The sequence below is a fragment of the Peribacillus sp. YIM B13472 genome (assembly GCF_042788005.1).
GTDB lineage: Bacteria > Bacillota > Bacilli > Bacillales > DSM-1321 > Peribacillus > Peribacillus simplex_E.
In genome coordinates this window covers 21,476-41,917 of sequence record NZ_JBHZPG010000016.1, presented here as the reverse complement: position 1 = coordinate 41,917, position 20,442 = coordinate 21,476, and the positions used below count along the sequence as shown (strand labels likewise).

The following is a 20,442-nucleotide window of genomic DNA, read 5'->3' as shown; positions in this document are numbered from 1 at the left end:
AAGCCCTTAAGGTTAAGGGCCTTTTTTATGAGGGGTGTCAATCTAAAGGCAACGAATCAGCCCTAGTTGATTTGGTAACGACAGTATACTGCCGTTACCAAATCGCCCGAAGGTGCCTGAATTATAATAGCCTAAGCAGAGCCTGTGCACCTGTTAGGATAAGCCCGATTATAAAACCACAAACCGCTCCGTTCACACGAATCCATTGTAAATCTTTTCCTACACCATTTTCCATCATATCAATCAGCGTTTCGTTGTCTAGCTTATCTAAATTTTCTTGTACAAGATTGCCGATCTGCGTATGATTATTTTCAATGAGAACAGTAATTTGTTTCTGTATCCAATTATCGATGTGCGTGCTATTTTCTTTTATGTTGTCCAGTACGTGATGAATCATTGGAGTCAGATAAGTATCCCTGAAATGTTCATCTTCGACGAAATCCAATGCTTCTTGTTGAATTTGTTGTAGACTTCCCTTTATTGTCGCCTCAGGCTCCCATTTTGTCAGAAGTTGTTTTTTCCATTTTTCAACTCCTTCTAACAGTTCCCGGTTATGGTTAATGCCTTGTATCTCTTTCCTGATATATAAGATTAAAGCCTCTCTATTCGGTTCTTTCTCGTTTTGTAAATTATTTACGACACTTAATAAAAGATTTTGTATGATATTCCCAAGTTTCTCTTCGTTAAGTAGACTTTGAATCGATTTAACGGCAAACTGAAGCATACCTTCCAGTTCAATCTTACTGAGTACATCCATGGAAACAGTGCCAAGTCGGTGACTGGTTTCTTTTTTTCCTAACCAATCTTCAGCTTTTTTCAAAACATGATCCAAAGCCTTCTTATCAAACTCTTCGTTAAGTAACTGTGAACTTACTAAATGTAGAATCTTGCTCATGTCTATGTTAGAAAGTGATGTTTTAATTTTTTTTGCAACGAAAGGTGTAATCTTTTCTATATCTATATAACCAATCATTTGCTTGATAAGTTTAATCAGGACTTTTCTAAAAGTATCACTTTGAATCTCTTTTCCTAAAATAGGGATCAATTTTTCAGTAAAAGGAATATGTTTTACTTTGTCCTGAATGCTTTCCTTAGAAAGCCAGTCGTTTTTTAGCATCGAAACAAGTGCATTTGTCATTCTTTTACGATTGTTGGGCAAAAGGGCTGTATGGGGGATTGGTATTCCAAGCGGATGGCGGAATAATGCAGTGACTGCAAACCAATCTGCCAATCCGCCGACTAAACCAGCCTCAAACCCTCCATGTAATAAATCTAGCGGCAATGAACCTTGAAATGGAGTGGTTGCAATATAACCCGCCCCCATGATAATTAGTGAATATCTAGCTATTTTTCTTGAAGATTTTATTTTTGGTGACATTATATTCCCTCATCCTTAAAATGATAGTCAATTACTATAACCCGAATCATTAGCAAATTTTATAACTTACTTTCATCTAGTAGTATAGCAGGTAGTACAAAAAAATAACCACAACAAGGCAGTAAGTTCATTATTTTTGGGCTTTGGATATTGTCATTTTCCCTTGAATGTTCAATATTCTGATGGTTAATTCACAAAAAAAAACCGATCTATTCAATCGGCTTTTTTTTATTGGTTCATCTCCAACTTATTATGATGCGTCTGTTTTTATCGAATTATTTTTATCGGTGCCTATATTTTTTTTATCTTTCATGCGACTGAAAATAAAGGCCAGAACGGAGCCTGATATATTATGCCAAACGCTGAAGATGGCACTAGGAACAGCGGCCAAAGGCGAGAAGTGGGCTGTTGCTATGGCTACACCTAAACCAGAGTTCTGCATACCAACCTCCATTGCAACTGCTTTCTGTTTAGCTAAATCCATTCCGCATAAACGAGCAAAGAAAAAGCCGAGCAAAAAGCCAAGAACATTATGAAGAACGACTACTGCAAAAATCAGCAAACCTGTTTTAGCCAGCTGAGCTTGGCTGCCAGCTACTACGGCAGATACGATCAGAACGATGGAAATGACAGATACTAGAGGTAAAGCCTTTGCACCGGCCTCTGCCTGTTTGCCGAAAAACTTTTTAACAAGAAATCCTAGTATCAGTGGGATAATCACCACTTGAATGATCGAAATGAATAATGACCCAATACTGATGTTGACCCATTTACTTGCCAAGAGCAGAATAAGCAGGGGCGTTACGATAGGCGCTAGAATAGTGGAAACAGAAGCAATGGCAACTGCAAGCGCAACATTTCCTCTCGCAAGAAACACCATGACATTTGAAGCCGTTCCACTAGGGCAACATCCTACCAAAATAACACCAACAGCGACTTCTTTGGGCAAATCGAACCCTATTGCTAATACAAATGCCAATAAGGGCATTATGATAAAATGTCCTGCTACTCCTAGTGCCACTTCTTTCGGCCGTCGGAATACTTCTTTAAAATCCGCTGCTGATAATGTAAGTCCCATGCCAAACATGACAATTCCTAATAATGGAACAATATAGGCTCCAATCCATATAAAATGATTAGGTAAGATATACGCAATAACTGCAAATAAAATGACCCATAAGGTAAACGTTTTACCAGCAAATCCGCTGATTTTCTCTACTACTCCCATAGTGACCTCCTAGATGTTTTAAAATAAAACAATTATAATTTATATTCAGAATATTTAAAACCCTTTTAAGCAATAAAAATTTCAATCCGGCTGAACTAGTGTGAGTATGACGATGTACTATAGGAAAAAAGCGGACAGGGGGGTTTTTAGAGATTCTGTTCGCTTTTTTACTTTATCTTTTAATAAAAAATAAGAGGGTGCTCTGTATATTAGTGGCAAACTAGTTTATAAGGAACCGGAAATTGAATTAGTATTTGTTGTTTTACAGGTTTAATTATTGCTATTGTATGTTTAGCCAGGGCTATAAAAGAAGTGGAGATGTGGTTTCTTTGATACATATATTAATTGCGGATGATGATCGGCATATTCGGGAGTTGCTTAAATTTCACTTGGAAAAGGAAGGGTACATGGTATCGGAAGCGAAGGACGGGAATGAAGCTTCCTTGATACTGGCGAAGGAACGAATCCATCTGGCGGTTGTCGATATTATGATGCCGTTTAAAAACGGACTGGATCTTTGTAAGGAAATCCGGGATCAATACGATCTGCCGGTCATTTTATTGACAGCTAAAGATCAACTTATAGATAAGGAAAAGGGGTATTTTGCGGGTACGGATGATTACCTCGTGAAGCCATTTGAGCCACGGGAACTTCTATTCCGGATAAAAGCACTATTGCGAAGGTACCGTATGGTGAATTCAGAATCCATCTCATTGAATCAAACGGTCATTGACCGTAAAAGTTATGAGGTTCGAATAATGGGGAATACGCTGCTCCTGCCGCTTAAGGAGTTCGAGCTGCTGGCTCAGCTGGGGAGCTTTCCTGATCGGGTCTTTACACGTGAGCAGCTTATAGAATTGGTATGGGGTGCTGATTTTGCAGGGGATGATCGGACGGTTGATGTCCATATTAAACGGTTGAGGGAACGTTTTGCCGGGCGGACCGATGATTTTGTCATAACGACTGTCCGTGGCTTAGGTTATAAACTGGAGGTCAACAAGAAGTGAAAACACTTTATTTCAGGATAGTTATTCAAACCATTTTGATCATGGTGCTTGCCAGTGTCATCGCTTTTTTAATTTCCAATGTTTATTATCATCAGGTTCAAAAACCCAACAATGGTGAGAAGATAAGCAAAGTCGCAAGTGAGATCGTCTCCTTATATGAGGAGAATCCTGATCAGGATATTGATGCGTATTTAAATCATATTGCAGGATTGCACTATCAAATGTATCTATTTAATGAACAGGGTGAAGGAACTTTATATGGCGAGCCGTTTCGGGATACGAGTTTGGACCGCGACACGATTTCCGGAGTTTTGAATGGGAATACCTATCAAGGGATCGCCAATTATAATAATGGGTTATTTATTACCGGTTTTTTTGAAGATGTATTAATTAATAGCATTGGGGTCCCGTTAAAGGTGAATGGTGAAAAATATGCATTGTTTGTAAGGCCCAATATAGAGCTGCAGTTTGGTGAATTTCGCTTTTTCCTTGCGGTTTTGCTCGTACTGACGCTCCTTCTCAGTTTTTTATTTGTGATCATTAACACGCGTTTCATCGTGAAGCCGATTACGAAATTAACGGAAGCTACAAAAAGAATCGCCGATGGGGATTATAGTAGTGAATTGAATGTCACCCGAAGCGATGAAATAGGGGACTTGGCCCAGCATTTCTCGAAAATGACTCAAAGCATACAGAAGTTAGATGATATGAGGCAGGAGTTCGTATCAAATGTATCCCATGAAATTCAATCTCCGCTTGCATCCATCCAAGGTTTTTCTCAAACCCTCCAATCGGAGGAATTAACAAAAGAACAAAGAAATCAGTACTTGTCCATCATTGAAAAAGAAAGCAGGCGCATGTCGTCGTTAAGCAAACAGCTGCTCATGATTGCTTCGTTGGATAAAGAAGAAGATCCGCTGCAACGGTCAAATTTTGATTTAGCGCAGCAAATACGGCAAGTGTTGTTCATGCTGGAATGGAATTGGCGGGAAAAAGATATGGTGATCGAAATGGATTTGCCATCAACCGTCATTTCTGCTGATGAGAAACTTTTGAATCAAGTATGGACGAATTTGATAGCCAATAGCATTAAATACTCAGAAAGCGGCAGTTCGATCAATATTCGGATTAAAAAAATAGGCAGTGCTGTTGAAGTGATGATCGCGGATACGGGCATGGGAATTCCAAAAGAAGACCTCGCTTATATCTTTGATCGGTTTTATAAAGTCGACAAAGTGAGGAACAGGAGTGAAACAGGCAGCGGATTAGGACTTTCGATTACGAAGAAGACGGTTGAACTTCATGGGGGAACCATCAAAGTTCAAAGCGAACTCGGTAAAGGGACCACTTTTTATATACGGCTGCCCCTTATGTAATCAGTTGTTCATCTTCCATTCATATTGATTGTTTACAATCGAGTCATACCGATTGAAGCAGGACTCGATTGGTAAACAAAAGAAAAGGGAGATGAAATGATGTTTTTGGCAATACGTGAACTTAAGCATTCAAAGTTACGTTATCTGATGATTGGACTGATCATGATATTGGTCGCTTTGCTTGTTTTTATCATTTCAGGATTAGCTAATGGACTTTCTTCAGATAATGCTTCATCCATACAAAACATGAAAGCCGACTATTTCGTTATGGAGCATGACTCTAAAAATAAATTGAATCGATCCATCATATCCATGGAAAAGCTAGATGAAATCCGGGCTTCATCGGATGTGAAAGCAGCCGAAGGTCTGGGGCAAATGATGATAACATTGAATAAAACCGGGTCATCGGAGAAAACGGATGTCACCATTTTTGCGACCGATGCCAGTGGGATACTAGCACCGAAGGTCATTGAAGGAACGAGCTATGACAATAAGAAACAAGGTGAAGTCGTTGCAGATCGTTCTTTAAAAGAAGTGGGTTATAAATTGGGTGATTCACTTAAAGATGACCTATCAGGTAAGGTTTTCACCATTGTTGGATTTACTGAAAAGCAGTCTTATAGCCACTCACCGGTAGTTTTCATGAATGTTAAGGGGTGGCAGGAGATTAATCCTGGATTGAAAAATAAAGGAAAGGACTCAATCAGCGCAATAGCCGTGCAAATGGATTCGAAGTTAGAAGAGAATGTACGTGAATCATTGCCTGAAGGCGTAACACTTATTTCGAAAGAAGAATCACTTCAGAGTATACCAGGGTTCAAAGAGGAACAGGGTACATTGACGATGATGATTGCCTTTTTGTTTGTCATTGCAGCATTCGTTTTGGCTGTATTCTTTTATGTTATTACCTTGCAGAAGACGAATCAATTTGGAGTCCTTAAAGCACTCGGGGCCAATACGGGTTACCTGGCAAAAAGTATTGTTGGTCAAGTAATGCTGCTTGCCGTGACATGCATAGCCATCAGTGTTGCACTGACATATGTCGTCACTTTAATCATGCCAGAGGGAATGCCATTCGTATTGAGTACCGATTTGGTCATTAAATATTCCGTGTTACTTTTGGTTGTATCCGTATTGGGTTCGCTGCTATCACTATACCGAGTAGCGAAGATAGATGCGATCGAAGCAATAGGGAGGGTATCATGATGAGGGATAAACTATTATTTGAAAACGTCAGTAAGATTTATGGGGAAGGCGATAATATGGTGATAGCCCTTGATAATATTACCCTGAATGTAAGAGCAGGGGAATTCGTCGCCATCGTGGGTCCTTCAGGCTCAGGAAAAAGTACTTTTCTTTCAATAGCGGGAGCGTTACTATCTCCGAGCGAAGGTCGCTTGCTGCTGAATGATGAAGATATAACAACACTATCACCAAAGGAATTGACTAGGGTTCGCCTTGAAAAGATCGGATTTGTATTCCAATCGTCGAATCTTGTGCCATATCTCACCGTACGAGATCAGCTTCTGCTACTTTCTGAACTGATTGGCAAGCGAGATAAAAAAACTGTGAAAAAAGCGGACGAATTGCTTAGCCAACTTGGACTTGGACATCGGGCAGATCACCTGCCAGAAGCACTGTCGGGCGGAGAGCGACAGCGTGTAGCCATCGCCCGTTCGCTGATGAATGATCCAGAAATCATTTTAGCGGATGAACCAACCGCAAGTCTTGATTCCAAAAGAGGCAGGGATGTTGTTGAAATGCTTGCACATGAAGTGAAATCAAGAAATAAAGCGGCCATCATGGTAACGCACGATGAAAGAATGTTAGATTTATGTGATCGAGTGGTCAATATTACGGATGGCAAGGTTTTTGGATGAAGTTATAAAACACACTATCATGAGTTGATCATTAAATGGTCGCCGCCTTTCCAAAGGAATTAGGAGAGGCGGCAGAAATTGCTAGAATTGGAGCCTGGTCAATCGGGCCTGCAATTATGTATAATATTTTGCTTGTATCCCAGAGTTATCTTCGGATTGATCATATTTTTTTATCTTAAAGAACAAACAGTGATAGGTTGCTTTCACACCTGATTCATTTCGATATTCTTTGTCGTATATGTTGATTAACTCTCGAAAAAAGGAAGGGCGCTGGCAGTAGTTTTCTTTGTTGCTGTTAGCCGCACCAATCTTTTTAATTGAAGTGAAGAATTCACGTACTGTCTGAAAGTACTCCAGTTCAAACTTTTCCATTTTTGTTATCTCGATTGGAACTGCTGATGAAAAAGGGATTGTTTCTTCACAAACTTGGGATAATTCTTCTAGAGAATAAAACATTTGACCTGGTGAACTATCAATGACAAGCTGAAGCTTGTCCTTCGCCTGTTCATATGACATATGAAGCTCTTGAAAGGTATCGATTCCGAACGTTGAAAATATGAGGCTCCCTTCAGCCGTTAATCGTGTAAACAGTTTTTCAAGTGTTGCAGGAAGATCATTCAGCCATTGAAACGTTGCATTGGAAATAATCAAGTCGTAATTTTCATTAAGCTCCATTTCTTCGATATCCGTACATAAAAATGTAACACGTTCTTCATCTGTCATTCCTTTCGCCACTTCGACCATTCCAGGTGCCAAATCAACAGCCGTAATAGCCGCATTAGGGAATGTTTTGAGGAGTAACCTCGTTAAGTAACCCGTGCCGCAGCCAATTTCAAGAATATTGATTCTATGATTGATGCTTTTTTCAGGAAGCAAATCCACTAATTGTTTTGCCATGTTTTTTTGAACATTGGCATACGCATCATATGTTTTCGCGTGTTCACTGAACCGCCTACTTAACAATCGTTTATCTATCATGAATGTACTCCTTTTGAATAAATGTTTTTATATGCCCAATACATTCCTCTGGTTTTGTGAAAAATGGAATATGGCCAGCGCCTTCGATAATATGAAGCTCGGCTTTCCCACCCAGGTTTTCTTTAATGAAAGATGATGCTTCGAGTGGACAAATTTTGTCTTCCCTCCCATGAATCAATATAAAGGGGGCTTCAATCCGGTCGAGCCCTGCTCTAGCATCTTTCTGAATTAGATAATCCAAACCAATAACAAGCGAAAACGCATCATCACCATGAAACTCTCGTTGAATTGTCGTGATGAATTGATGATAAAAACCTTCTTCTTTTTCAGCTTCGGAAAACATTGCTTCATAGAAAGAAATCAAAGTCTTCTCTTTATTGTGCTGCAGTTGTTTCTTCATGCGCTGGACCATTCGCGGATCCCAGCCAAATGAATAATCTTCTCCTGTGGTAAAACGACTTGTTGCGCCAAACAGGATAAAACCTTTTATTTTTTTTCGATACGAACTTGAAAGTTTAAGTGATACTAGTGATCCCAATGACCAGCTCAGTAAATAAACAGGACCATCGATGGAAGCGATTGTTTCTATGACTCGTTCTTCAAAGTCATTTAGTGTTTTCATATCTTTCCATTCTATAAATGAGAGGTGAAATACATCTGACAGCGGTTTGATTAACGGTTCAAACGCACCTTTTTCCATTCCCCATCCAGGAAGCATGATTAAATTCGGCTGTTTCATTCAATAACACCCATTTCTTTTCCAATGATTGAAATCTTTTTAACTGCCCAATCAATATCTTTTTTATCGTGGAGAGCTGTTACAGTAAACCGGATTCTCGCCTCGTTTTCAGGAACGGTCGGCGGCCTGACAGCAATAGCTGCAATTCCTTCTTTCTGCAAACGTGCGGAAAATTCCATCGCTTTTTCGTTTTCCCCGATGACGATAGGAACAATTTGTGATCGACTACCGCAAATATTAAACCCGTAATATGTGAGTTCTTCTCTAAAGTGTTCTGAATGTGTTTGGAGCAATGAGCGGCGTTCTGGTTCTTGCTGTACAAGTTCAATCGCTGTTTTTATGGCACCGAGAATGGCCGGGGGAAGTGCAGTTGAATAAATGAATCCGCGCATGCGATTTTTTAAATAGTCGATTAGCCATTTTTTCCCGACGACATAGGCACCGAAGGAACCGAGCGCTTTACTGAATGTCCCCATTTGGATATCTATTTTATTTTGAAGTTGGAGATGACCGGCATAACCTTCACCGTTTTTACCGTAGATGCCGCTTCCGTGTGCTTCATCTGTCATTAACATTGCGTTATAACGTTCCTTTAACCGAACGAGGTCTTCGAGATAAGCAAAGTCACCGTCCATGCTGAAGACTGTATCCGTCACGATTAATTTACGTGCTTCAATTGGTGCTTTTTTCAAAAATGCCTCTAAATGATCTAAATCATTATGACGATAGCGTATATGCTTTGCACGGCTTAAAAGAGCTCCATCGACAATGCTTGCATGATTCAATTTATCGCTATAAATAATATCGTTTCGGGACAGCAGGGTGGATATTATTCCAAGGTTCGCGTTATATCCACTGTTGATAATGAGTCCTGCTTCGGCTTTCTTCCAATCGACAAGAGCTTGTTCCGCTTGATCGTAAAGGGGATGATTGCCAATAATTAAACGTGAAGCCGTTGCTCCTGCACCATATGTATGTACTGCATCCACCATAGCCTTTTTCAGCCGCTCATCCCCTGCATATCCTAAATAGTTATTAGAAGCTAGATTTAGCATCCTGCACCCATTGATCATAAGCCATGTCTGGTCGGCGAATGCCGTCGATACGAGTTCGCGTTTTTGCGATATCTCTTCTAAATAAGCCAGTTCTTTCTTTATTTTTTCTTCCCAACAAGGTAATTGTTTTTCACTGTGCATGCCCATTCTCCTTTTTATATGTTAACTAAAATAAATATAGGTTAACATATAAAGTATTCTAATCATGACTCAATGAAACTGTCAAGCTTTGAAAAGGGACTGATAATAAATTTATAATCCATTAATCTGGGAGAAATCAAAGGTCGAAAAAAGACACTTATCAAAAGCGTGCTGATTGGTTATTTGAACCATGTCGAGGAACATGAAACTAACATTAAAATAAGTTTAAGGAGAAGGAGGCTAATGATGTTTGATTGGGCAGCGGCTTTGTTAAGCTAATGTATAAAAGAGCTTAGTGAAAATTAGTGCCTTTGTATGTATTAAGCCCGTTCATTGAAGATAATCTAACTTCCAAGATAGTCTTTTTGTTAAACCTTCAAATCTTTGAAGGATTAAATGGAATTCCATGTTACTATAGAGCAGTGAAATTATCGAATTCACATTAACCATTACATAAAGGAAGGGTAATAAATATGAAAAAGATTTCTTTAGATGTTTTCTTTATATTAATAGGAGCTTTTATTTTTGCCTTGGCAATAAATCTTTTCGTCATTCCCAATGAACTTGGTGAGGGAGGCGTCACGGGGATAACCATCATTTTATTTTATCTTTTTGAATGGTCACCAGGGCTGTTAAGTTTGATCATTAACGCTTTCCTGCTCATCGTCGGTTATAAATATTTGTCGAAAATGACAACGGTATATACAATCATAGCCGTTGCATTTAATTCACTTTTCCTGCATTTAACCGAAAGTTGGACGATATCTTCAGATGAATTGGTCATCAATGCGATATTTGGCGGGGTTTTTGCCGGTGCAGGAATTGGCATGATCATTCGTGTTGGAGGCACTACTGCCGGTACGACGATCCTGGCCCGAATTACGAATAAGTATTTGGGATGGAGCTTAAGCTATGGACTTCTGTTTTTCGATTTAATCGTTGCGTTCTCATCTTATTTCATCATTGGTGCAGAAGGCCTGATGCTCACTATCCTTATGCTTTATATTGGAACAAAAACGATGGAATTCATCATTGAGGGATTGAACCCGAAAAAAGCGATTACCATCATTTCAAATGAAGCGGACCAGATTGCAAAACAAGTAACCGAATTGATGGACCGGGGGGTCACTGTTTTTAGCGGTCATGGATACTATACAAAAGCATCCAAGGATATTTTATATATCGTTATAAGTAAGCAAGAGGTACTAAAGTTAAAGAGAATAGTGCAGTCGACGGATAGCAATGCTTTTATAGCCATACATGATGTTAGGGACGTATTTGGTGAAGGATTCCTGGATATCTCGAAGTCCTGATGCGATTTGTGGAGGCGGATAGGGTATATGCGAATGAAAAGGCCTAGTAGGCTTTTTTATTTTGCGTTGAGAAAAATCTGTAAATTCATAATATTTTGTTATATTATGTAAGTAAGAAACCACACACCCTGAGGAGTGCAGCCATTAAATGTGGAGGTGTCCAAGATGATCCTTTTAAAAGTGGATGACAGAAAGTTCGGGAAAAGCAATATCAAGTACAGTGTCGTTGATAAGGAAACGAATGAATTGATCATTAGCGGTGTGTTTAAAGAATTTGGACAAGCAAGCGATAAATATTATGAATTGAAGGATGAATACGGTTCATCCAATGTAAAGATGATATTGAAGTGAAAAGAGGGGGACCGACGGGTTTCCCTTTTTTCGTAGGTAATGCCACGAATGAAAATGGCCCGTACAATAAATAATTGGATAAAGGAATAATCAAAGGTTTCTGAATCATATAATTAGGTTAAGAGAGTTCTTAACATCCTTTTTTTACAATATACTACAATTTTATTGTAAAGTATGGGATTTGGTGGTAATATAAAGCCCATAAATGTAAACGTTTGCAAAGAGGTTTGTGAGGAGGTGATGTAAAAGAAGTACGATAGATTATGATTTTTATAGAATGAAAGGCTTTTATTTTACTATTTTATGCAAACGTTTTCTTAAAATTGCATGAATCTTATGAAAAAGGGAGAGTCGGTAGCATGAAGCGTAAAAAATGGTACGGGGGAATTCTTACTGTTTTATTAATTTTTAGTGTAATTTTGGCTGGATGCTCTTCTTCAACTGGTGGAAACAGCGACTCAAAGGATGTCGTGACGCTGGATATATTTCAATTCAAGGTAGAATTCAAGTCGCAATTCGAGGCATTGGCAAAACAATATGAAAAAGAGAATCCAGATGTAAAGATCAAGGTATCGACAGTTGGCGGCGGAAATGATTATAAATCAGCCATTACGGCAAAGTTCGCTTCAGGTGAGGAGCCGGCGGTCTTTAACATTGGCGGGCCGGTAGATGTCGAACAATATAAAGATAGATTAACAGATTTAAAGGATACGAAGGCTGCTGCTGCAGCACTTGATGGCACTTTGGATGGCGTGGAAGAGGACGGGCAAGTCCTTGGACTTCCATTTAACCAGGAAGGATACGGCCTGATTTATAACAAACGGATATTTAAAGAAGCCGGAATTAATCCTGATGAAATTACAAGTTATGAAGCCTTAGAGGCGGCAGTTAAGAAAATGGATTCACAAAAGGACAAATTGAAAATCGATGCAGTTTTCGCTTATCCGGTCAAAGAGAAGTGGGTGACAGGAAACCATTTATCCAATGTTTTCTTAGCACCGGAGTTTGATGGGAATGTTTTAGAGGCAAGCAAGGCTCCAACGGTTAAATTTACGGATGGTGACAAGTTTAAACAATTGGTCGATATCCAAAACGAATATTCCGTCCAGCCGACAGCAAGCCTCGATTACTCTCAACAAGTGGAAGAGCTGTTCTCACTTGAAAAGGTTGCGATCATTCAGCAAGGCAACTGGGTGTATAACACAGTGTATGATATGGACCCTGAGTTAGCTGAAAAGGGAATTGGCATCATCCCGATTCCAAATGGAGACTCTGCAGGCATGCCGGTCGGCGTACCGAACTATTGGGCAGTGAACAAGAAATCGGATGAAAAGGTACAAGAAGCAGCGAAGAAGTTCCTCGACTGGTTGTATACATCCGAGGAAGGGAAAAAAGCCGTTTTGGAAGACTTTAAATTCATTCCTGCATATGAAGGATATGATGTAGAAAAAATTGCCGATCCAATTTCAAAAGAAATTTATAAATACTCCCAAGAAGGAAACACGATTGGCTGGGTGTTTAATGGATATCCGGTTGGTTGGAATGATGATCTTGGGGCAAGTGTCCAAAAATACGTAACCGGTAAATTGACTTGGGAGGAACTTGTCCAACAGAACATTGAAAATTGGGAGAAGATTCATAGCAAATAAGTATTGGGAAATGCAAGTGACCGATCGGCATGAAAAGTGAGCCGATTGGTTGTTCCTTGTTATAGAAAATTCGCTTAGGAAAATTGCCTCGACAAGGGATTCACAAATAACCCAGTCATGATCTAAAACCATTAACTATTAAATCATTTCAAGGAGGTCGGTTTCGTTGAGAAATCGGGATGCCGCATATTGGCTGTTTTTGACACCTGTTCTTGCTGCACTCATTTTGGTTGTGATCGTGCCACTCATCTACGGTTTTTATTATTCCTTTACGAATTGGAACGGTTTAGGGACGCCGGATTTCATCGGTCTTAAGAATTATATGGACTTGTTTACGGATAAAGGGTTCCTTGATACATTTTGGTTCACCATTAAATTTTCCGTAGCGGCAATTGTGGTAATCAATATCATCGGATTAAGTTTGGCACTCATCGTGACTTCGAAAATTAAATCAAGCAACATACTGCGGACAGTTTTCTTTATGCCCAATTTAATTGGCGGCTTGATTCTCGGCTTTATTTGGCAGTTCATTTTTATTAAGGTCTTCGGTGCGATTGGTGATTTGACTGGGATCGAAGCATTTAATGGATGGTTATCAACGACTGACACAGGTTTTTGGGGATTGATCATTTTAACATCATGGCAAATGGCCGGATATATCATGATCATCTATATTGCCTATCTGCAGGCTGTTCCTGAAGACTTGATCGAAGCGGCAAAAATTGATGGAGCTAACAGCTTCCAACGTTTTCGCCATATAACTTTTCCACTAGTGGCACCTGCTTTTACCGTCAGTTTGTTTTTGACGCTTTCCCACTCGTTCAAGATCTATGATCAAAATCTTTCTTTGACGAATGGAGCTCCCTATAATTCAACTGAAATGGTTGCGATGAACATTGTAAAATCGGCCTTCACCGAAAACGATATGGCATATGCACAGGCAAAAGCCGTTATCTTTTTCGTGATCGTGGCGGTCGTTTCGCTGACACAAGTCTATTTCAATAAAAAACGGGAGGTTGAGCTGTAATGAGGGGAAAATGGAAATTGTGGCTAATTGGATTCATCGGATTCATTTTGGCCATATTATGGCTCACTCCGTTTTATTTAATGCTTGTAAATGCCTTTAAAATGAAACGGGATATATTTGCAGATACACTGGGACTGCCTGAAACCTGGACATTCGAAAACTTCACTCAAGCTTTCGAACAATTGGATTTCCTCCGGACTTTATTCAATTCTTTATTGATATCTGGCGTCAGTGTAGTCATCATCATCATTTTTTCTGCGATGGCAGCATACGCTCTTTCCCGAAACAAAAGTAAAATAAGTTCCCTGCTTTTCTTCGTGTTTGTAGCAGCCATGCTAATTCCGTTTCAATCTGTGATGATACCGCTCGTTGCCCAATTCGGGCAGCTTGGGATGTTGAACAAGGCCGGACTGATTTTCATGTATTTAGGTTTTGGCTGCAGTCTTTCCATATTCTTATATCATGGTACCCTAAAAGGGATTCCCATCTCACTTGATGAGGCAGCAAAGATTGATGGTGCTAACCGGTTTCAGGTATTTTGGTATATCATATTTCCATTATTAAAACCGATGTCGATTACAGTTGGTATCTTAAATGTCATTTGGATATGGAATGACTATTTGCTGCCATCCCTTGTTATTGGCGGAGCGGGATCGGAGACCATTCCGCTTAAATTATTCTTCTTTTTCGGTCAATATACGAAGCAATGGCATCTTGCCTTGGCTGGACTTACTTTATCCATCATTCCAGTCATCATTGCGTACTTTTTTGCTCAGAGGCAAATTATCAAAGGAATTGCAGATGGAGCCGTTAAATAACTATTTAAATATAGGGAATATTAAACCATGTGCGGTGAACGGGGAGTGTTGATGAATTTGTCTGTTACTATAAAAGACGTTGCCAAAAAAGCGAATGTCGCTCCATCAACGGTATCGCGTGTAATCCATAACAGCCCGACAATCAGTGAAAAGACAAAGCGTAAAGTACGCAAGGTATTAAAGGAAATGGGCTATCATATGAATGAAAATGCCCGGAACTTAGTCACGAAGTCAACTAAGGCCATTGGGATCGTCATGAAAAGTTCAGCAAGGGAATCACTTTATAATCCCTTTTTTCCAGAAGTGATTAGGGGCATCGGGGATTTCTGTAATAAAGAAGGGTACAGTCTTTCTCTGACAACCGGCGAGACGGAAGATACCATCTTTGAGGATGTCGTGAAGATGGTTCAGGGCAGAAGAGTGGATGGCATGATTGTTTTGTACTCTAAAAAGGACGATAAAGTGGTGCCGTATTTATTAAAGCAGGGCTTCCCGTTCGTTTTGATCGGGAAGCCAAGCACGAACATGAGCGGTATCACATTCATTGATAACGATAATGTTCAAGCGGCCAGGGAAGTATCCGAGTTTGTAATCAGTCTTGGACATGAGCGAATTGCCTTTTTAGGGGGCAGTCCCGAGTTTGAGGTGATCCAGGACCGCTTGACAGGCTTTCAACAAGCGATGGAACAGGCTGGGTTGGAGGTGCGACAGGAATATATCAAATTGATTCCTTTAAATAGAACGGATGGAATAAAGGCGATTGACGAATTGCTGGAATTGAAAGAGGCACCAACCGCTTTTTTGGTTATGGATCTTTTATTGGGTGTTCTCTTGCTTGGAGTGTTGGCTGAAAAGAACTTGAAAGTGCCACAGCAAATAAGCGTCGTCTGTTTTAACCACTCAGAATTCATAGAATTTTTAAGTACGCCGCTGACAACGGTTGATATCCATACGTATCAGTTAGGGTATGAGGCGGCAAAATGCGTATTCGATCTAATTGCAAATCCGGAAATGATGGAAAAGAGTATCAGCATTCCTACCAAAATCATAAAGCGGGAGTCGCATTTTGTTGCCAAAAAGGAAATTAAAAGAAAAATGTAGAAATGTTTTATCAATTAAAGCTTGATTTTTGCTAACATAAATTTACAATATAGATTATCACTATTATTTTTGAAAATTCATACTTTGAAGGGATAAAGTATGTTCTTATAATTTGATCTTCTCTAACGCAAACGTTTGCGTTATGAATAAAGAGGTAATAGTTAAACATGCAAGCAAGTTACCGTGAAATGAATCTTGAATGGAGGAGGTTGTTCATGAGAGTCCTGGTATGGAATGAGTTTCGCCACGAGAAAACAAAGCCTGAAGTAGCAAAAGTATATCCGGATGGTATCCATGGTGCAATTGCCGGCTTTTTACAAAGTGGGCAGGTCGAGGTGGGAACCGCCACTCTCGATGAAGAAGAGCATGGATTAACCGAAGAAGCACTGAAACAAACCGATGTACTTCTTTGGTGGGGGCATGTTGCACATGATGAAGTTCAGGATGAAATCATTGCAAGGGTTCACAAGCGAGTACTCGAAGGAATGGGTCTCATAATCCTCCATTCCGGTCATTTTTCAAAGATCTTCAAACGATTAATGGGCACGACTTGCGATTTGAAATGGCGGGTGGCGGATGAAAGGGAAAGGCTCTGGGTTGTCGATCCCAGTCATCCTATCGTTGATGGAATCGGAGAATATATAGAGCTTGAGAAGGAAGAGATGTACGGGGAACATTTTGATATTCCTGCACCAGATCAATTGATATTCGTCAGTTGGTTTGAAGGCGGGGAGATATTCAGAAGCGGTTGCACGTATCAGCGGGGAAAAGGGAGGATTTTCTATTTCCGTCCAGGTCATGAAACATATCCTACCTACCATAATCCCGAGATTCAACGAGTGATTAAGAATGCCGTTAATTGGGTCAAGCCGGAATTTGGAATCGTAACGAACTACGGGAAAGCCGAACCGTTGGAATCCATCTCAGGCAAAGAGCTGAAGTGAAGGAGAGAACAAAATGGGCAAAGTGAAGGTAGGAGTCATTGGATGCGGGAGTATTGCAAAAAACAGGCATTTTCCGGAGTATGATGCACATCAGGAAACGGAGATCATTGCCGTTTGTGATATTGTACCGGACCGGGCGAATGCAGCAGCACAAAGGTATGGCGCACAAGCATATACTGATTATATAGAACTTTTGAAGAATGAGGAGATTGAAGCGATCAGTGTATGTACCCCGAATTACCTGCATGCACGCATCACAGTTGCGGCCTTGGAAGCTGGTAAGCATGTCCTTTGTGAGAAACCAATGGCTACTTCTTTAGTAGACGCTGAAAAAATGAATGCAGCAGCAGCGAAAAGCGGCAAAATACTAATGATTGGTCATAATCAGCGTTTTGTTCCCTCTCATCAAAAAGCGAAGCAGCTTATTGAGAGCGGGGAGGTAGGGAAGGTCTATAGCTTCCGGACGGCTTTTGGACATTCCGGGCCGGAAACTTGGAGCGTGGACGGACTGGAAAGCTGGTTTTTTAAAAAGGATCAGGCAGTCATTGGTGCAATGGGCGATTTAGGCGTTCATAAAGCTGATTTATTACGGTATATCCTTGGAGAAGAATTTGTTGAAGTGGGAGCTTTTGTGGAAACGACTTCCAAGAAAAATACAGACGTTGATGACAGTGCGGCCTGTATCCTCCGGACGGAGAGCGGTATCATCGGAACACTTACCGCCAGCTGGTCTTATACAAAAGAAGACAATGCTACGGTCATTTATGCGGAAAAAGCGGTAGTGCGCCTTGAAGACGATCCGAAATACTCACTGATCATCCATCATGATAATGGAAAGACAGAAACCGTCCAATTAGGAAGCATCCAGACTAATGACTCAGAAGGACAGCATGATTCCGAAGTGATCAGCCACTTTGTAAAATGTGTGATGGACAATGAGGAGCCACTTGTCTCAGGAGTTGAAGGATTAAAATCATTAAAAGTCATTCTTGGCGCGATGGAATCAAATGCATCCCGAAAAATCATCCGCTTATAAAGGGGTTAAAAGTCATTATGTACAAATTAAAAATGGGTATTATCGGTGCTGGCGGAATTGCCCAAAAAAGGCATATCCCAGCTTTTCAAAAATTTCAAGATAAAGTGGTTTTATACGCCATTCAGGATATAGATGAAATGAAGGCACGAGAAGTGGCGCGTGAATTTCATATCGAGAAGGTTTTCACCAATTATGAAGAAATGTTTGCCGAAGTGGATGCTGTTACGATTGCAACGCCAAACAAGTTCCATGCGGAGATTTCCATTGCTGCTCTGCAAGCGGGTGTACATGTGTTATGCGAAAAGCCAATGGCCATTACAACTGAGGAATGTTTAGCAATAACCGAGGCTGCAAACATATCGGGTAAAGTTTTATCGACCGCTTATCATTATCGCTTCATGAAGGAAGCCCAGGCTGCAAAGAAAATGATTCAGGCCGGTGAAATCGGTGAACCATATGTAGCGCGTGTACAGGCAATCAGACGTCGAAAGGTCCCTGGCTGGGGAGTGTTTACAAGCAAGGAATTGCAAGGCGGGGGAAGCGTTATCGATTACGGCTGTCATTTGCTTGATTTGGCTTTATGGCTGATGGATGACCCAGAACCGATTGAAATCGTAGGTTCGACATATAATTATGTCAGTAAGGGTGTCGATCAAGTCAATTTGTGGGGGAATTTCGATGCCTCTGTATTTGAAGTGGATGACCATGCCACGGCATATATCAAATTTGCCAACGGAGCATCTCTATTATTCGAAACATCTTGGGCCGCGAATATACGTGAAGAAGCAACTGTTTTAAGTTTATCCGGAACGCAGGGCGGACTTGATGTGTTCCCGCTGGTCTTGAATCAGGCTAAGCACGGCATGCTTTTAAATAGTGAGGCAGTATGGATGCCAGGGGAGGATACACCAGACCTGCAGCAGGCAGAGAACTTTATTAATAGCTGCCTGGGGTTGGCAGAACCATTGGTAAAACCATCGGAAGCCATGAAAGTTTCGAAAATAATCGAAGCCATTTATCAAAGCTCGGCAAGTGGGAAGGTCATGAGCATAAATTAATGAAAAGGTGAGGTGGGGCTTGTGAAATTAGGGATTTTTACAGTGCTATTTGCTCAAAAACCATTTGAGGATATGCTTGATTATGTCGCGGATTCCGGATTAAAAACAGTTGAAATCGGTACAGGCGGGTATCCAGGCAATATCCACTGTCCGCTCGATGAACTGCTGGAAAGTGAAGAAAAACGCCAAAAATACCTCGAAGCCGTTCATACAAGAGGATTAACGATCAGTGCATTCAGCTGCCACGGCAATCCAATCTCTCCAGATGAAGCATTCGCTAAAGAAAGTGATGAAACACTGATTAAAACAATCAAGCTTGCATCCTTACTGAACGTCCCTGTCGTCAATACCTTTTCTGGTACAGCCGGTGATCACGAAGGAGCTAAATACCCAAACTGGCCTGTCGCCCCATGGCCGAATGAGTATACAGATGTGCTGAAATGGCAATGGGAAGAAAAATTGATACCCTATTGGAAAAAAGCAGCCGCCATTGCCGATGAGCACAATATAAAAATCGGACTTGAACTGCATGGGGGCTTTCTCGTCCACACACCCTACACCTTGTTAAAACTGCGGGAAGCTACATCTGATGCAATTGGCGCCAACCTTGATCCAAGCCATCTTTGGTGGCAGGGCATCGAACCAGTCGGGGCCATCAAAATTCTAGGGAAAGCGGGAGCAATCTACCACTTCCACGCAAAAGACACATACTTGGATCAGGATAACATCAATATGTATGGATTAACCGACATGCAGCCATATGGAAATATCCAGAGCCGTGCCTGGAACTTCCGCTCTGTTGGATGCGGCCACAGCCTGCAAGAGTGGTCCGACATCATGAGCGCCCTTCGCACATACGGTTACGATTACGTCGTCAGCATCGAACATGAAGATCCGCTGATGTCAGTCGAAGAAGGATTCCAACGGGCTGTTACGAATCTGAAAACTGTACTCATCAACGAAAGCCCAACTGATTTATGGTGGGTATAATTTGTAGCCCATAACGAGCAGCCTAATGCAGGTTGCTTTTTATTTTGTTCCTTACTCGTGAAAAAGTGGAATTCACGAGTAAATCGGCAGAATTCACCAGTAAAACAGCATAATTCACGAGTAAAGTGGAATTAATAATAAATCAAAATTCTTTTTTTTACATTAATTGTGTTGAAGACAAACATATTATGACCCTTTCCCCCTTACGTTTTAAACTGTTCTTCACTGTCAATATACCGAAATCTTTCGCCTTTCTTAACATACGTGTAGTCATTGTGAAAGAAGTATAGGAGAAAGTAAAAGCTCCATAAAAGAAATCAGCTGTATCCAATGGAGATAGCTGATTTTAAAAAAATTTCAAGTTGATAGTCAC

General features: G+C 40.6%; 19 protein-coding genes. 14 read left to right on the top strand and 5 right to left on the bottom strand.

The genetic code is table 11. The annotated features are described in order from the left end of the window. Nucleotides 1-121: 121 nt before the first annotated feature. Together ACFX4I_RS13970 and ACFX4I_RS13965 are read right to left on the bottom strand one after the other, a co-directional pair. Nucleotides 122-1,378 (bottom strand): DUF445 domain-containing protein, encoded by a 1,257-nt coding sequence (locus ACFX4I_RS13970; protein WP_377421314.1) that lies wholly within the window; start codon nt 1,376-1,378, stop codon nt 122-124. A gap of 250 nt (nt 1,379-1,628) precedes the next feature. Further along, nucleotides 1,629-2,606 carry a bile acid:sodium symporter family protein gene (locus tag ACFX4I_RS13965; RefSeq protein WP_377421312.1) on the bottom strand — a complete coding sequence of 326 codons (978 nt, stop codon included), beginning with the start codon at nt 2,604-2,606 and terminating at the stop codon, nt 1,629-1,631. Nucleotides 2,607-2,935: 329 nt separating this feature from the next. On the opposite strand from ACFX4I_RS13965, the gene ACFX4I_RS13960 reads away from it, so the two are divergent. The 4 genes from ACFX4I_RS13960 (at nt 2,936) to ACFX4I_RS13945 (ending at nt 6,869) form a co-directional block, all read left to right on the top strand. Next, nucleotides 2,936-3,613: a response regulator transcription factor gene (locus ACFX4I_RS13960; RefSeq protein ID WP_377421310.1), complete on the top strand. Its 678-nt coding sequence runs from the start codon at nt 2,936-2,938 to the stop codon at nt 3,611-3,613. Continuing rightward, a complete protein-coding gene (locus tag ACFX4I_RS13955) occupies nt 3,610-4,989 on the top strand; it encodes a sensor histidine kinase (RefSeq protein WP_377421308.1) in 1,380 nt (459 codons plus the stop codon). The genes ACFX4I_RS13960 and ACFX4I_RS13955 overlap by 4 nt, the downstream gene beginning before the upstream one ends. A gap of 99 nt (nt 4,990-5,088) precedes the next feature. Next, nucleotides 5,089-6,195 carry an ABC transporter permease gene (locus ACFX4I_RS13950; protein WP_377421306.1) on the top strand — a complete coding sequence of 369 codons (1,107 nt, stop codon included), beginning with the start codon at nt 5,089-5,091 and terminating at the stop codon, nt 6,193-6,195. Further along, complete coding sequence (locus tag ACFX4I_RS13945) at nt 6,192-6,869, top strand: ABC transporter ATP-binding protein (protein WP_377421304.1); 678 nt, start codon at nt 6,192-6,194, stop codon at nt 6,867-6,869. Before ACFX4I_RS13950 ends, ACFX4I_RS13945 begins: the two co-directional genes overlap by 4 nt. A gap of 114 nt (nt 6,870-6,983) precedes the next feature. Here ACFX4I_RS13945 and bioC read toward each other — a convergent pair whose 3' ends face one another. From bioC to bioF, 3 genes are read right to left on the bottom strand one after another with little or no spacing between them, the layout of a single operon-like run. Then, nucleotides 6,984-7,847 (bottom strand): malonyl-ACP O-methyltransferase BioC, encoded by an 864-nt coding sequence (gene bioC / locus ACFX4I_RS13940; RefSeq protein WP_377421302.1) that lies wholly within the window; start codon nt 7,845-7,847, stop codon nt 6,984-6,986. After that, complete coding sequence (locus ACFX4I_RS13935) at nt 7,837-8,586, bottom strand: alpha/beta hydrolase (protein ID WP_377421300.1); 750 nt, start codon at nt 8,584-8,586, stop codon at nt 7,837-7,839. The genes bioC and ACFX4I_RS13935 overlap by 11 nt, the downstream gene beginning before the upstream one ends. Beyond that, entirely contained in the window at nt 8,583-9,782 is a 1,200-nt protein-coding gene (gene bioF / locus ACFX4I_RS13930; protein WP_377421298.1) for an 8-amino-7-oxononanoate synthase, read from the bottom strand. The genes ACFX4I_RS13935 and bioF overlap by 4 nt, the downstream gene beginning before the upstream one ends. A gap of 473 nt (nt 9,783-10,255) precedes the next feature. Here bioF and ACFX4I_RS13925 point away from each other — a divergent pair, with 473 nt between their 5' ends. The 10 genes from ACFX4I_RS13925 to ACFX4I_RS13880 all read left to right on the top strand — a co-directional run bounded on the left by ACFX4I_RS13925 (nt 10,256) and on the right by ACFX4I_RS13880 (nt 20,069). Beyond that, nucleotides 10,256-11,095, top strand: coding sequence for a YitT family protein (locus ACFX4I_RS13925; RefSeq protein WP_192207686.1), 840 nt, complete (start codon nt 10,256-10,258; stop codon nt 11,093-11,095). 165 nt (nt 11,096-11,260) lie between these two features. Then, complete coding sequence (locus tag ACFX4I_RS13920; RefSeq protein WP_063235290.1) at nt 11,261-11,446, top strand: hypothetical protein; 186 nt, start codon at nt 11,261-11,263, stop codon at nt 11,444-11,446. Nucleotides 11,447-11,805: 359 nt separating this feature from the next. Beyond that, on the top strand, nt 11,806-13,095 hold the full coding sequence (locus tag ACFX4I_RS13915) for an ABC transporter substrate-binding protein (RefSeq protein WP_230301264.1): 1,290 nt from the start codon (nt 11,806-11,808) through the stop codon (nt 13,093-13,095). Nucleotides 13,096-13,261: 166 nt separating this feature from the next. Next, nucleotides 13,262-14,122 carry a carbohydrate ABC transporter permease gene (locus ACFX4I_RS13910; protein WP_076370709.1) on the top strand — a complete coding sequence of 287 codons (861 nt, stop codon included), beginning with the start codon at nt 13,262-13,264 and terminating at the stop codon, nt 14,120-14,122. Next, nucleotides 14,122-14,940 (top strand): carbohydrate ABC transporter permease, encoded by an 819-nt coding sequence (locus ACFX4I_RS13905; RefSeq protein ID WP_076370711.1) that lies wholly within the window; start codon nt 14,122-14,124, stop codon nt 14,938-14,940. Before ACFX4I_RS13910 ends, ACFX4I_RS13905 begins: the two co-directional genes overlap by 1 nt. Nucleotides 14,941-14,997: 57 nt before the next feature. Then, entirely contained in the window at nt 14,998-16,041 is a 1,044-nt protein-coding gene (locus tag ACFX4I_RS13900; RefSeq protein WP_230301320.1) for a LacI family DNA-binding transcriptional regulator, read from the top strand. A 215-nt stretch (nt 16,042-16,256) separates the two neighbouring features. Then, nucleotides 16,257-16,985, top strand: a complete 729-nt coding sequence (locus tag ACFX4I_RS13895) for a ThuA domain-containing protein (RefSeq protein ID WP_377421295.1) — start codon at nt 16,257-16,259, stop codon at nt 16,983-16,985. Between the two features lie 13 nt (nt 16,986-16,998). Further along, nucleotides 16,999-18,021 carry a Gfo/Idh/MocA family protein gene (locus ACFX4I_RS13890; RefSeq protein ID WP_377421293.1) on the top strand — a complete coding sequence of 341 codons (1,023 nt, stop codon included), beginning with the start codon at nt 16,999-17,001 and terminating at the stop codon, nt 18,019-18,021. A gap of 17 nt (nt 18,022-18,038) precedes the next feature. Continuing rightward, nucleotides 18,039-19,079 (top strand): Gfo/Idh/MocA family protein, encoded by a 1,041-nt coding sequence (locus ACFX4I_RS13885; protein ID WP_034305944.1) that lies wholly within the window; start codon nt 18,039-18,041, stop codon nt 19,077-19,079. A gap of 21 nt (nt 19,080-19,100) precedes the next feature. Continuing rightward, nucleotides 19,101-20,069, top strand: a complete 969-nt coding sequence (locus tag ACFX4I_RS13880; protein WP_230303816.1) for a sugar phosphate isomerase/epimerase family protein — start codon at nt 19,101-19,103, stop codon at nt 20,067-20,069. Nucleotides 20,070-20,442 lie beyond the last annotated feature (373 nt).